Here is a 13,945-nt window from a genome sequence, read left to right on the forward strand (position 1 = left end):
CGAGGCCGACCTCACACAATCGATAGAAGCTGCAATATTGATCCTATTTTCGAATAGAAGCGGCTCTTTCAAGTCGAAATTGAAATTACCATTTTCTCAAAGCTTTCATGATTACGCAGAGTAAATTGATAATTTTCATATTTTACGAGGCAAAAACGGAATCATATGCACATCATCGGCGGAATTGTCAGGCAGCAGGCTGGCCGATACGCCGGCGATGTGGCGCGACGAGGCAGGCGATGGCCAGGATCACGCCGGACACGGTGGCGATCATGCCGGCCGCGCTGACCGCATTGGCAGCGCCGAACCACTGCGGCCCATAGCCGGCCAGCACATAACCGAGAACGGCGGAGAGCGCCGCAAAAACCGCGCTCCAGGCGACCTGACGTTCCAGCCGCTCGGTCATCAGCCGGGCGGTTGCCGGCGGACAGATGAACATGGCGATGACGATGATCGAGCCGACCGCATCGAAAGCCGCAACGGCGGCAACGGCGGAGGCGGCAACCAGCGCCAGCCCGATCAGCCGCACCGGCAGGCCGAGCGTGGCCGCAAAGCCCTCATCGAAGGTGGAGAGTTTCAGCGGCCTCCAGAACACCAGCATCAGCAGGGTCATCGCGGCGGCGACCAGCGCAATGCGCGGCAGCTCGGGCGGCAGGCCGGCGAGGGCCGCCGGGTCCAGCAGCGAGCCCCAACCGGTCGCATCGAACCAGATCAGGCTCTCCAGATTGCCCATGAGCGCATGTTCGACATCGAGATGAACGCCGCTGGTGTCGCTCTGCTCCAGCAGCAGCACGCCGCCGGCGAACATCGCGGTGAAGACGACACCCATCGCCGCACCCGGCTCGATACGCCCGAGCCGGCGGATGGTCTCGATCAGGAGGACCGCGACCAGCGCCGCCCCGGCGGCGCCAAGCAGCATCGGCAGGCTCGCGAGACTGCCGGTCACCAGGAAGGCGACGACGATGCCGGGCAGCACCACATGGCTGATGGCATCGCCGATCAGCGCCTGCCGGCGCAGGATCAGGAAGTTGCCCGGCAGGGCGCAGGCAATCGCCGCGAGCACGCCGATCAGGATCGGCGTCAGCGACAGCTGGACGAACTCGGCACCCATCAGACTGCCTCCCCGCGCCGCAGGGTCGCCGAAGCGGCCAGCATGCGGTCGATCTCGGCGATCTCGTCGCCCGTCAACACCGCAGCGATGGGCGTCAGCCCGTCGTAGCGATGGCTCAGCGGATCGTCCCGGTGGATCCGGCGGGCTACCTCGAAGCGGCGCTCGTCGACGAGCGCGCGGCCCGCCTCGATGCGCCCGGCCTCGGTCGGCACCCGGTCGGGACGGATCAACCCTTCGCGGCGCAGGACCTTCAGCGTCAGCGGATCGAAGATCGGCTCGCCGCGCGCCAGCGACAGCAGTCCCTGACGCCGATGCAGGCGCAGCTGGAAGCGTCGGTGGCGGATCGCCGCGGCCAGCACGCCGCGCCCGGGCGCGAAGGCAAGGGACAGAAGAAAAAGCGCAAAGGCCACCAGCACGATGATCGGCCCGGTCGGCAGGCCGGGCGCCGCGGCGGAGATGGCCGCACCCGCATAGCCGGACACCCCGCCCACGGCGCCGGCGATCAGCACCACATGGTCGGTCCGCTCGCTCCACAGCCGGGCAGCGACCGGCGGCACGATCAGCAGCGCCACCACCAGCACCAGCCCGACGATCTTCAGCCCCGTCACGGTGACGGCGAGCACCAGCAACATCATGGCAAGATCGATGCGGCGGGTGTTGAGACCGAGCGCGGCGGCGAAACCCGGATCGAAAGAGACCAGCGTCATCGGCCGGCGCAGGGCGACGAGGGCGAGCACTGCGAGCGCACCGCCGAGCGCGATCACCACCGCGTCCTGGTAGAGCATGCCCGCCGTCGAGCCGAGCAGGAAGCCTTCCAGCCCCGCCTGCCGTCCCTGAGAGAGGGTCTGGATCACTGTCAACAGGACAATGCCGAAGCCGAAGAAGACGGACAGCACCGCACCGATCGCCGTGTCCTCGGCAAGGCGGGTGCGACGGGTGATCCACTCGACGCACAGAAGTCCGAGCGCGGCCGAAAGCGCCGACCCCGCCAGCAAGCCGATCAGGCTGCGCCCGTCGAGGCCGAAGCCGACCATCACGAGGAAGGCGATGCCGACGCCCGGCAGCGTCGCATGGGCGATGGCATCACTCACCAGCGCCCGCTTGCGCAGGAACAGGAAGGTGCCGCCCGCCCCGGCGGCGATGCCGAGCAGCCCCGCGCCGATGGCGACCAGCGCGGCATTGTAGCCGGCCTGCAGCAGCAGCGCGGAAACGAACACCTCGAAGGGAGTGATCGGAACCGGCATCACCTCTGCTCCGACAGGCGCAACTGATCGATATGGGCGGAGGCCAGCCGGCCGCCATAGGTCGCCTGAAGGTTCTCGGCGGTAAAGACCTCGCCGACCGGACCTTCGGCAATGCGGCGGGTGTTGATCAGGAGCACCCGGTCGAAATAGTCGGCAACGGTCGCAAGGTCGTGATGCACGCAAACGACGGTACGCCCCTCGCCCTTCAGCTCCTTCAGCACGTCGATGATCGCCTTCTCGGTCGCCGCATCGACGCCGGCGAAAGGCTCGTCCAGCAGGTAGAGATCGGCCCCTTGCGCCAGGGCGCGGGCCAGGAACACCCGCTGCTGCTGTCCGCCGGACAGCTGGCCGATCTGGCGCGTGGCGAAATCCGCCATGCCGACGCGGGCAAGACAGGCAAGCGCGCGCTCGCGGTAGCTCGCCCGCACCAGACGGAGCAATCCGAGCTCACGGTAGAGTCCCATCATCACCACGTCGATGACACGGGTCGGGAAATCCCAGTCGACCGAGGCACGCTGCGGCACATAGGCGACCCGCTCGCGTGCCCGCTCCAGCGGCGTGCCGAAGACGGTGACGGTGCCGGACAGCCGCGGCACGACGCCGAGCGCCGCCTTCAGCAGGGTCGACTTGCCGGCGCCGTTCGGGCCGACGATGGCAACGAGGCTGTCGCGCGGGAACGTAGCGTCGACGGAGAACACCGCCGGGCTCTCGCCATAGGAGACCGTGATCTCCCGCAAGGCCATCGCCGCCCGCGCCGCCTCCGCCCGCGCCGCGGCTTCCGCCTCCGGCCCCTGCACCAGTTCGATCCTGTCGCGCGCTTGCATGACCGTCGTGCTCCTTCAGCTTCCGTTCGCCAGCTGCCCGGACATGCCGCGCTCGGGCGCAGAGCCGCCAAGGGCGCGGGCGATGGTCGTGGCATTGTGATCGATCATGCCCGGATAGGTGCCCTCATAGGTGCCGTCCGCGCCCATCGCGTCCGAGAACAGCTCGCCGCCGATGACGACGGTGTGGCCCCTTGCCGCCGCGCCCTCGATCAGGGCCCGCACCGACCTGTCGGAGACCGAGCTTTCCACGAAGACGGCGCCGATCTTGCGCTGGACGAGAATGTCGACGAGCTCCGCCACCCGCTGCAGCCCCGCCTCGCTCTGGGTCGAGATGCCCTGGATGCCGAGCACCTCGAACCCTTGAGCCCTGCCGAAATAGCTGAAGGCGTCATGGGCGGTGACCAGGACACGCGCGGTTTCGGGCACGCTGGCGAAAACCTTGTCGGAGTAGTCGGCAAGCTGGCTCAACCGGTCGAGATAGGCCTTCGCATTGGCGGCGAAGACCTCCGCGTCCTCGGGCCGCGCCGCGACCAGTGCCTCGCGCACCGTCTCGACGACACGCGACCATAGCCGCGGATCCATCCACACATGCGGGTCGAACTTGTCGGAATAGTCGACATGGGAGATCAGCAACTCGCGCGGCAGGCTTTCGGCCACCGCGACGACCGGCTTCCGGGCGGCGAGCTCCTGCAGGAAGCCCTCCATCTGCGCCTCCAGATAGAGACCGTGCCACAGCACCAGGTCGGCCCGCACCATGGCGGCGATGTCCGTGCGGGTCTGGCGATAGGCATGCGGATCGACGCCCGGCCCCATCAGGGCACGCACGCTCACCCGGTCGCCGCCGATCTGGCGGGCCGCATCGGCGATCATGCCGGTGGTCGCTACGACCGACAGCGGGGTCTCTGCCCGCGCTCCGGTGGGCGCTAGCATACCGAGTGTCGCAAGCGCGAAGGCGCCTGCCATCGCAATCCGTCGAAGCCTGCTGAAGATGCTGCTGCGCATGTGCTGCCGTCCCGTGGTTCTGCGGCGGCTGCACGGCTCGCGAGGGTCGGCAGCCTTCTTCCTTTTAATGATTATGAGAACCATTTGCAGTTTGTCAATGCAATTGCGAACCATTTGCAAAAACAGCCGACGTCGAGCCAAGGGAGGAAGAGCGACCGGAAGGGGCGGAATGCAAAGGGCTGCCGCACGGTCCCATGCGGCAGCCCTATCTTTATCCGACCGTTTCGCTGGATCAGGCGGCGCGGATCGCCGTCAGGAAGCGGCCGATCTGACCGCGCAGCATGTCGGACTGCCGGTTGAGTTCGGTGGCAGCCGACAGCACCTCGCGAGAGGCGCCGCCGGTCTGCTCCGCTGCGGCACCCAGGTCGGCGATGGAGCCTGTCACCGACATGGTGCCCGTTGCTGCGCTCTGGACGTTGCGAGCGATTTCCTGCGTTGCCGCGCCCTGCTGCTCGACGGCGGAAGCGATCGCGGTCGTCACGATGTCCATCTCCCGGATCGTCTCGGTGATCGAGCGGATGTCGGAAACGGCCACTCCGGTTGCGGACTGGATGGCGGTGATCTGGGCTCCGATCTCCTCGGTGGCGCGCGACGTCTGGTTCGCCAGTTCCTTGACCTCGGCAGCAACCACAGCAAAACCGCGCCCCGCCTCGCCCGCCCGAGCCGCCTCGATGGTGGCGTTGAGGGCGAGCAGGTTTGTCTGCTCCGCGATATCGGAGATCAACCGCAGAACCTCGCCGACCTTCTGCGAAGCATGTGCCAGCGACTGCACCCGTTCGGACGTGAGGCCGGCGCTGGCGACCGCCCGCTCCGACATGGCCGTGGAGGACGACACCTGGCGGGCGATCTCCTGGATCGAGGCCGCGAGTTCCTCCGCTGCCGTCGCGATGGTCTGGACGTTCTGGTTGGCCTCTTCCGCCGCCACGCCCACTGTCACGGTACGCGCGGCGGAGCTGCTGGCCGTTCCGGTCAGGCCGCGCGCCGCCCCTTCCATCTGCGAGGCCGCGCTGGTCACCGTGGCGATGGCCGCACGGGCCGCGCTCTGAAACTCGCCGACGGCCGCTTCCATCGCCTCCTGCCGGCGCAGCTTCGCCGCGGTCTCGCGCTCCTGCTCCGAGCGCATGCGCTCGCCCTCGATCATTCGCGTCTTGAACACGTCGACGGCGCGCGCCATTTCGCCGAGCTCATCGCCCCGCTGTGTGCCGGGGATGGTGACGGTGAGATCGTCTTCGGCCAGCCGCCGCATCACGCCGGTGATCGCAACGACGGGACGGGACAGGCTGCGGGCGGCGAAGAGGGCGATGCCGAGACCGACGGCGACGATGGCAAGGCCGAGCACGACCGAGGCAATCTCCTGCCACAGGAATTCGCCCTGAATGACCGGGCCGAGTTTCTCCTCCCTGGCAACAGCGGCCAGCAGGCCTTCCGTCGCCTCGTCCACCATCAGCGGTCCCAGCCGGTCGAGCGTGTCGCGATAGACCGCCTCGAACGCCTGGGGATTGCCCGCCAGCTGTTGTGCCTTTCGGAAACCGTCGCGATAGGCCAGCGCATTGTCGTGAATGCGGGTGACGACAGCCAGATGCTCCGGCGCGACGCCGGCCTCCTGCGCGCTGCGATAGACATCCGCGATCCGCGCGACGTTCTCGTCGACGACCGCTGCAATGGCGTCGCTGCGCGTCGCCCGGTAGCGCATGACGGCAAGGCGCGTCTGCAACGCCGACTTGCTGAGATCCGCATAATCGATGGTCTGCCTGGCTCCTTCGCGATAGCCTGCGAAGTTCCCGCTTGCGGTCCAGGCGGACCAGAACCCGAAGCCGGCAAGAGCCAGGGTAAGCAGCAACACCGCGCCGAACCCCGCATATAGCCGCTTGTTGATTGTCATATTTTGCATGGCCCACTCCCAAGGCGCCACCAGTCTAGATGACGTAGCGGGAATTTGCGCTTTCTCGAATTAAATATTAGTGAATTTTGACAGGTGATTTACCAAATACCGCCAGCACCTGATCGTCATTTAAATCAATCGATTAGCGACACCTCCCGGACCTGCAACCAGCAGGATCCGCAGCCGTCGGGAGCTTACGCAAGGCGTGCAAACGCTGCCGCCCTCCATGCCCCTCCGGAGCATCTTTTTCGCCGCGCCGCAAACCGCAGAAGGGCAAAAAAGCGCTGATCTCCCAAATCGTGAATTCTGTCATTGTATGTTCATATGAACGTTGTGCTATGTTCATATGAACGAAGTAGAGACGGAACGTCCGCATTCGGGAGGAACACAGTCGCTCATGACCAGCGGCCTGGCCATAACTGCGCGCCAGCGCGAGATCGCCGATCTGGTGCAGTCCAACGGCTTCGCCTCGGTGGAGTCGCTGGCCGAGCGCTTCGACGTAACCACCCAGACCATCCGGCGCGACCTCACGCGGCTGTGCGAGCACGGCATCCTGCGCCGCACCCATGGCGGTGTCGAGCCCCCGGCGCCCGCCGGCAACCTCCACTATGCGCGCCGCCAGATCCTGAACCTGCCGCAGAAGCGCGCGATCGCCGAAACGGTGGCACGCGAGGTTCCGGACGGAGCCTCCCTCGCCTTCTCCATCGGCACGACTCCCGAAATCGTCATGCAGGCGCTGGCCCGCCATCAGGGACTGCGGGTCTTCACCAACAACCTGCATGTGGCCTTTTCCGCCTCGCAGAACCCGGATTTCGAGGTGACCATCGCGGGCGGGCGCCTGCGCCACGGCGACCGCGACATCCTGGGCGCCGACACCGAGCGGTTCTTCTCCGCCTACAAGGTCGACATCGGGGTCTTCGGCGTCGCCGGTGTCGATGCCGACGGCACCCTGCTCGACTTCCACGAGGACGAGGTCGCCGCGCGCCAGGCCATCCTGGCCAATTGCCGGCGCGCCTTCCTGGTGCTCGACGCCAGCAAGTTCGGCCGCCCCGCGCATGTGCGCGGCGGTCATATCACCGAAGTCGCCACGGTCTTTTGCGACGACGCCCTGCCCGCCTCCGTCGAGGCGTTGCTGGCGGCGGCCGGACGCGAAAGCGTGGTGTGCACCAACAACAACGAGGAGCGCTGATGAACACGCCCGCGACAGACGGCCGCCCGGGGGGCCAGGAAATCCTGCTTGAAAATGTCTCTAAGGTCTGGGGCGCCCACAAGGCGGTCGACGACCTGTCGATCCGCGTGCCTGCCGGCACGTTCACCGTCCTGCTGGGCCCGTCGGGCTGCGGCAAGTCGACGACCCTGCGGATGATCGCCGGCCTGGAAAGCGCCGATGCGGGACGCATCCTGATCGGCGGGCGGGATGTCACCCACCTGCCGGCGGCCGAGCGGGACCTGGCGATGGTGTTCCAGTCCTATGCGCTGTTTCCCCATCTCGACGTCGCCGAGAACATCGTCTTCGGCCTGAAGGTACGCCGCGTGGCGAAGGACGAGCGCGAGGCGCGCCTGAAGCGCGTTGCCGAGCTGCTGGGCCTGTCCGCCCTGCTCGACCGCAAGCCCTCGCAACTGTCGGGCGGCCAGCAGCAGCGCGTGGCGCTGGGGCGCGCCATCATCGCCGAGCGCCCCGTCTGCCTGATGGACGAGCCGCTGTCCAATCTCGACGCAAAGCTGCGCCACGAGATGCGGGTGGAGATCCGCGCGCTGCAGAAGAAGCTCGGCTTCACCATGGTCTATGTCACCCACGATCAGGTCGAGGCCATCACAATGGCCGACCAGGTGGTGCTGCTGAACGGCGGCCGGCTGGAACAGGCGAGCGATCCGCGCGCGCTCTACCAGCGTCCCGAGACGCCCTTCGCTGCCCGCTTCATCGGCGTACCGCCGATGAACGTGCTGCCGGGCACGCTGCTGGCCGGTGTGGACGCGGATCTCGCCGCGCACAAGGTCGGCCTGCGCCCCGAGGCCTTGACCCTGGCCGAGCGCGGTCCCCTGGCCGCGCGGGTGGCGAGCCTGGAATATCTCGGTGCCGACATGCTGATCGACTGCGAGGCCGGCGGAACGCTCTTCACCGTCCGCCTGCCGGGCGACCACGACATCGCCGCCGGCACGGACATCCGCCTCGGCTTCGCAGCGCAGGACCTGCACGTCTTCGACGGCACCACGGGCCATCGCCGCGACGATCTGGCGGCTGCCGCAGGTGGACGCATCGCCGGTTGAGGCGAGCGGACAACGCATGAACAGGGAGCCGGCAACGGCTCTCCGCAGAGGAACGCTTCCGCGCCGCACGCGGGACGTCAAGCCGGCAAGCCAGCGCAAAGCGGCCGGCACAACATGAGGGAAGGCAGACATGTTGAAATCGATGCTGATGAAGGCCGTCGCCACGGCGACCCTTTCGACCGGACTGGCACTCGGCACATGGGCCTCCGCCCAGGCCGTCGAGCTGCAGTTCTTCTTTCCGGTGGCTGTCGGCGGCAAGGCCGCGGAGACCATCCAGTCCCTGACCGACGAGTATGTCGCGAACCACCCGGACGTGAAGATCGACGCCGTCTATTCCGGCTCGTACCAGGACACCATCGCCAAGGTGATCACCGCCTCGCGCGGCGGCACCCCGCCGCAGCTGTCGATGGCCCTGTCGGCCGACATGTTCACCCTGATCGACGAGGACCTGATCGTCCCCTTCGACGACTACCTGAAGACCGATGAGGACAAGGCCTGGCTCGAGGGCTTCTATCCCGCCTTCATGGAAAACAGCCAGACCGGCGGCAAGACCTACGGCATTCCGTTCCAGCGCTCCACTCCGGTGATGTACTGGAACAAGGAAGCCTTCAAGGAGGCCGGCCTCGACCCCGAGACGCCCCCGGCGACCTGGGAAGAGCTGGTCGAGTTCGGCAAGAAGCTGACCAAGAAGGATGCCAACGGCAATGTCACCCAGTGGGGCGTGCGCATCCCGAGCTCCGGCTTTCCCTACTGGCTGTTCCAGGGCCTGACGACGCAGAACGACGTCATCCTGGCCAACAGCGAGGGCAACAAGACCAATTTCGACGACCCGAAGGTCGCCGAGGCACTGCAGTACATGGTCGACCTGTCGACCAAGCACGGCGTGATGGAGCCGGGCATCATCGAGTGGGGCGCAACGCCGAAGGCCTTCTTCGAGCGCCAGGCCGCGATCATGTGGACCACCACCGGCAACCTGACCAACGTGCGTGACAACGCGCCGTTCGAGTTCGGCGTCGGCATGCTGCCCGCCCACAAGCGCCGCGGCGCCCCGACCGGCGGCGGCAACTTCTACCTCTTCAAGGGCGCGTCCGAAGAGCAGCTCGCTGCAGCGGCCGACTTCGTGCAGTGGATCACCGGCCCCGAGCAGGCGGCCAAGTGGACCATTGCCACGGGCTATGTCGCACCGCGTCCGGACGCCTGGGAGACCGAGGCGATGAAGACCTACGCCGCCGAGTTCCAGCCGGCGACGGTTGCCCGCGACCAGCTCGAATTCGCCGTCGCGGAGCTGTCCACCTACCAGAACCAGCGCGTGACGACGATCTTCAACGATGCGCTGGCCGCTGCGATCACCGGCCAGAAGGACGCCGCAACCGCTCTCAAGGACGCCCAGGAGCAGGCCGACGCGATCCTCGCCGAGTATCGCTGACACCTGACGGCGAGCCGGGCAACCGGGTCACGATGAACAAGGAGACCGGCAGCCATCGCTGCCGGTCTCCATCCCGGTTCGAGGCAGGACGAACCGACAGCGTTGCGAGGGAAGGAACAAGGACAAGATGACGACCGCGACAGGCCGCACGAGAGTGCCGATGCTGATACGCAGCCGCGAGTGGATACACGCGTGGCTGCTGCTGCTTCCCGCACTGTTCTTCCTTTTCGCCTTCACCCATGTGCCGGCGGTGATGACGCTGTGGAACAGCTTCCACTCCACCCCGCGCGGCCGGCGCCCCGCCCGCTTCATCGGCCTCGACAATTACGAGCGGATGATGGGCGACCCCATCTTCTGGAAGGTGCTGGGCAACAATCTCTGGTTCGCCTTCGGCACGATCCCGCTCTCCGTCGGCATCGCCATCGTCATGGCGCTCTGGGTCAATGACCGCCTCACGGGGCGCGGCTTCGTGCGCATGGCCTATTTCACCCCGACCGTGCTGCCGCTGATCGCCGTCGCAAACATCTGGCTGTTCTTCTACACGCCCGGCTTCGGCCTCATCGACCAGGTCACGTCCAGCCTGTTCGGCTGGCCGCAGACCAACTGGCTCGGCGATCCGGCCACCGCCCTCAACGCCGTCATCGTCGTCACGGTGTGGAAGGAGGCCGGGTTCTTCATGATCTTCTATCTCGCGGCCCTGCAGGCGATCCCGCCCTCCCTGGTGGAGGCGGCGAAGATCGAGGGCGCCGGCCGCTGGACGATCTTCTGGCGCATCACCTTCCCCTTGATGATGCCGACCACGCTCTTCGTGTCGATCAACGCGGTGATCAACTCGTTCCGCCTCGTCGACCACATCTTCATCCTGACCAATGGCGGCCCGGACAACGCCTCCTCGCTGCTGCTGTTCCATATCTACGAAACGGCCTTCAAGTACTGGGAGACCGGCTACGGCGCGACGCTGACCGTCGCGATGCTGGCGATCCTGTGTGCGCTCGCCATCGGCCAGTTCTTCTTCTTCGACCGCAGGGTGCACTACAAATGACCGCCGCAGCCGACGCTCCCGCCCGCCCGCGCCGCCGGCGCTTCGACCTCGACCGGGCGCTCAACACGCTCGCCGCCTGGGTACTGGCCCTGATGTGGATCCTGCCGCTCGCCTTCGCGATCTGGACGGCGATCCACCCTTCCGCCTACGAGGCCCGCTTCGAGCTGCTGGCCCCGCTCACCTTCGAGAATTTCGAGAAGGCCTGGGCGGCCGCCCCCTTCGCGCGCTACTTCCTCAACACCTTCATGCTGGTCACGCTGATCCTCGCCGGCCAGTTCCTGCTGTGCACGCTGGCGGCCTATGCCTTCGCGCGCTTCACCTTCCCGGGCCGCTCGATCCTGTTCACGCTGGTGCTGCTGCAGCTGCTAGTGATGCCGGACATCCTCATCGTCGAGAACTACAAGACCATGCGCATTCTCGGCCTGGTCGACACGATCCCGGCGATCGCACTGCCCTACATCGCCTCCGGCTTCGGCATCTTCCTGCTGCGCCAGACCTTCATGACCGTGCCGCGCGAACTCGACGAGGCCGCGCGCATCGAGGGCTCCAGCATCCTCGGCATCCTGTGGCGGGTCTACATCCCGCTCGCCAAGCCGACCTACCTCGCCTACGGCCTCGTCTCGGTCAGCCACCACTGGAACAACTTCCTGTGGCCGCTGATCGTCACCAACTCGGTCGACACCCGCCCCGTGACGGTCGGCCTCAGCGTCTTCTCGGCCATCGATTCCGGCATCGAATGGTCGGTGATCAATGCGGCGACACTGATGACCTCGGGGCCGCTGCTGATCGCCTTCCTGCTGTTCCAGCGCCAGTTCGTGCAGAGCTTCATGCGCGCCGGCATCAAGTAGGCCGGAGTGCCTCGCCGAAATGCAAGACACCCCGGCAGGCGGCCCGCCTGCCGGGGTGTTTTCTTTTTCAGGGCCGGCTCTTGCCTACTTCACCGTGACCGGTACCCGCGCGACAACCCGCGGCTCGCCGGTGGCGATGACATAGCGCAGCTCGTACTGGCCCGGTTCCGTCGGCGCCATGACCGAGATCCGGCCGTCCGCGATGTTCTCGGCGCTGTTCCAAGCCCCGCCGACATAAGCCGCATCGCCCTCGCCCGGCAGGGCGAAGCCCACCCAGTTGGCGCCGGCCATCGGCCCTTCGGCAATCACCTGCACCTCGCTGCCGGCCGCGACCTCGGCGGGTGCCTCAAGCTTCACCTCGGCTTCCGCGACCGTGACCGGTGTCGAGGCCAGAACCTTTGGCCCTTCCGAGGCCGAGAGCACGTAGCGCAGCTCGTAGTTGCCCGCGATGGCCGGCGTCGGCAGGCGTACGCTGGAGCCCTCGGGCGTCGCCCAGCCGAGATACTCGCCCGCCGGCGCGCCGGCCGGAGCAAAGCCGACCCAATCGGATCCGCCGCCCGGGCCGGTCCAGGCCACATCCACATGACTGCCGACCGTCAGCGGCCCCTCGAACGAGACCGTTGCAGGCGAAGCCACCACCTTGAACGGCGTGCGGACCATCACCTGTCCGTCGTTGCCCGCCACATAAACCGCCTCGTAGTCGCCGGTCTCGGCAGGAGCCTGCATGGACAGCTCCGCGCCATCGCGGACAAAGGCATAGCGCCCGTCGTAATCGGCCCCGGTTCCCCCGACCGGAACGAAGGCGAGATAGTCGCCTTCCCCGTTCGGACCGCGCCATGAGACCTTGACCATCGTGCCGGCCGGCACCTCTGCCGGCAGGTCAATAGCAAGGTCGGCCGGCGTCACCTCGATCGCCGCGGTGGCGATGCTCCGGTCACCGCCCTTGGCCCAGACATAGGCGACCGCATAGCGGCCGGGCTCGGAGGGAAGGCGCAGGGAGACCGGGCTGCCGTCGCGCACCCAGGCCCAGCTGTCGGTTTCCAGCCGCTCCCCGTCGGGGCCGGTGATACGCAGGAAATCGCCGTCCTCCATCGGCCCGGTGAAGGCCACGGAAAGACTGGACGAGGCGGAAGCGGACGCCGCAGCAGGGGCCACGGTCGCCTGCGGCACGTCGCTGGCAAGCTTGACCACGACCGACGCGCCCTGGTCGTTGACGCTGACCTCGACGCCGCCGGCACGCTCGCCGGCCGTTGCAGTGACGAGATAGTCGCCTGCCGGAAGCTCCATCTTGGCATCGTTGCCGCCGAGCGTCGCCACGAGCTGCTCGCTCGTCGCATCGGTCACGGCCCAGTCGATCGGACCGGTAACCGCATTGCCGGTCTCGGCCTCGACCGCGCTGAAGCTGACGGGAAAACCGGCCGGTTCGGCCGGCGCTGCCTCGGTCGAGCTCTTCAGCGCCTGCGCCAGTTCGCCGGCATTGCGCGCGTTGAAATAGCGCCCGCCCGTCTCGGAGGCGATGCAGGCGATCTTCGCCTGGTCGGCGCGCGAGGCGATATCGAAGCCGATGACATGCGCGGTAAAGTCGATGCCGCCTGCCGCAAGTTCCTTGGCAAGAGCGCAAGGATCACCGCCGCAGGTCTCGATGCCGTCGGAGATCAGCACCAGCCGGGCCGGCCGGTCGTTGGCATTGAGGCCTGCGGCCGCCTGCCGCAGCGCCTCGGTGATCGGCGTCTTGCCGCGCGGCTTCATCGCCGCCACGGCGCGATTGAGCGCAGCACGGTCGAGCGGCGTGACCGGCACCACCTGCTCCACGTCGCCGCAGTCGCCGGTGCGCCGGTGTCCATAGGCCATAAGCCCGGTCGGCGCGCCGTCGGGCAGGGTCTCCACCAGCCCGGCCAGCGCCTCGCGGGCGATCTCCACCTTGGCGACGCCATCGATCTGCCCCCACATCGAGTTGGACATGTCGATGACAAGCAACGTGTCGGGCTGGGTCTCCTGCGCTGTCGCCGCAGGCACGGCCAACACCGCTGCCAGCAGGGCAGCAATTCCTGTCTGTCGCAAAACGAACCTCCACCGGATGCATCGAGCACCGCACGCAAGCGCACGCGGCTGTCGTCACCATGGGCGGTCGCGGCACATCGCGGTGTGACACCCGTCACGCAGCGACCGCCGGCATGTGCGCCAGCTTGCACGGCGTCCGTTTTTTTCGGCGCTGCGTCCGGCAGCTTCGGATCGTGCTTGGCCGCGAACGCGGCTGGCGACAAGAAGGAGCAGCGTGCCATCCGCCGCGTCGAGGGG

11 protein-coding genes are annotated in these 13,945 nt (G+C 67.1%); 5 read left to right on the forward strand and 6 right to left on the reverse strand.

Going from position 1 to position 13,945, the window contains the following annotated elements:
• Positions 1 to 187: 187 nt before the first annotated feature.
• The 5 genes from BBX35_RS07840 to BBX35_RS07860 form a co-directional block, all read right to left on the reverse strand.
• Entirely contained in the window at positions 188 to 1,111 is a 924-nt protein-coding gene (locus BBX35_RS07840; RefSeq protein ID WP_067217881.1) for a metal ABC transporter permease, read from the reverse strand.
• Complete coding sequence (locus BBX35_RS07845) at positions 1,111 to 2,355, reverse strand: metal ABC transporter permease (protein ID WP_067217883.1); 1,245 nt, start codon at positions 2,353 to 2,355, stop codon at positions 1,111 to 1,113. The genes BBX35_RS07840 and BBX35_RS07845 overlap by 1 nt, the downstream gene beginning before the upstream one ends.
• The gene (locus BBX35_RS07850; protein ID WP_083206082.1) at positions 2,355 to 3,179 is read right to left on the reverse strand and encodes a metal ABC transporter ATP-binding protein; all 825 of its coding nucleotides are present in this window, start codon (positions 3,177 to 3,179) and stop codon (positions 2,355 to 2,357) included. The genes BBX35_RS07845 and BBX35_RS07850 overlap by 1 nt, the downstream gene beginning before the upstream one ends.
• Positions 3,180 to 3,194: 15 nt before the next feature.
• The gene (locus BBX35_RS07855) at positions 3,195 to 4,142 is read right to left on the reverse strand and encodes a metal ABC transporter solute-binding protein, Zn/Mn family (RefSeq protein ID WP_244271578.1); all 948 of its coding nucleotides are present in this window, start codon (positions 4,140 to 4,142) and stop codon (positions 3,195 to 3,197) included.
• A 271-nt stretch (positions 4,143 to 4,413) separates the two neighbouring features.
• Complete coding sequence (locus tag BBX35_RS07860; protein ID WP_067217888.1) at positions 4,414 to 6,072, reverse strand: methyl-accepting chemotaxis protein; 1,659 nt, start codon at positions 6,070 to 6,072, stop codon at positions 4,414 to 4,416.
• 388 nt (positions 6,073 to 6,460) lie between these two features.
• On the opposite strand from BBX35_RS07860, the gene BBX35_RS07865 reads away from it, so the two are divergent.
• The 5 genes from BBX35_RS07865 (at position 6,461) to BBX35_RS07885 (ending at position 11,647) form a co-directional block, all read left to right on the forward strand.
• The gene (locus tag BBX35_RS07865) at positions 6,461 to 7,252 is read left to right on the forward strand and encodes a DeoR/GlpR family DNA-binding transcription regulator (protein WP_067217890.1); all 792 of its coding nucleotides are present in this window, start codon (positions 6,461 to 6,463) and stop codon (positions 7,250 to 7,252) included.
• Positions 7,252 to 8,331 carry an ABC transporter ATP-binding protein gene (locus BBX35_RS07870; protein WP_067217893.1) on the forward strand — a complete coding sequence of 360 codons (1,080 nt, stop codon included), beginning with the start codon at positions 7,252 to 7,254 and terminating at the stop codon, positions 8,329 to 8,331. Before BBX35_RS07865 ends, BBX35_RS07870 begins: the two co-directional genes overlap by 1 nt.
• 130 nt (positions 8,332 to 8,461) lie before the next feature.
• Entirely contained in the window at positions 8,462 to 9,757 is a 1,296-nt protein-coding gene (locus tag BBX35_RS07875; RefSeq protein WP_088946043.1) for an ABC transporter substrate-binding protein, read from the forward strand.
• 127 nt (positions 9,758 to 9,884) lie between these two features.
• Positions 9,885 to 10,799 (forward strand): carbohydrate ABC transporter permease, encoded by a 915-nt coding sequence (locus BBX35_RS07880; protein ID WP_208979774.1) that lies wholly within the window; start codon positions 9,885 to 9,887, stop codon positions 10,797 to 10,799.
• Positions 10,796 to 11,647, forward strand: coding sequence for a carbohydrate ABC transporter permease (locus BBX35_RS07885; RefSeq protein ID WP_067217898.1), 852 nt, complete (start codon positions 10,796 to 10,798; stop codon positions 11,645 to 11,647). Before BBX35_RS07880 ends, BBX35_RS07885 begins: the two co-directional genes overlap by 4 nt.
• A gap of 84 nt (positions 11,648 to 11,731) precedes the next feature.
• Here the strand turns inward: BBX35_RS07885 and BBX35_RS07890 are convergent, their stop codons facing one another.
• Entirely contained in the window at positions 11,732 to 13,708 is a 1,977-nt protein-coding gene (locus BBX35_RS07890) for a vWA domain-containing protein (protein WP_141687834.1), read from the reverse strand.
• Positions 13,709 to 13,945: the final 237 nt, after the last annotated feature.

This window comes from Stappia indica (assembly GCF_001696535.1).
GTDB lineage: Bacteria > Pseudomonadota > Alphaproteobacteria > Rhizobiales > Stappiaceae > Stappia > Stappia indica.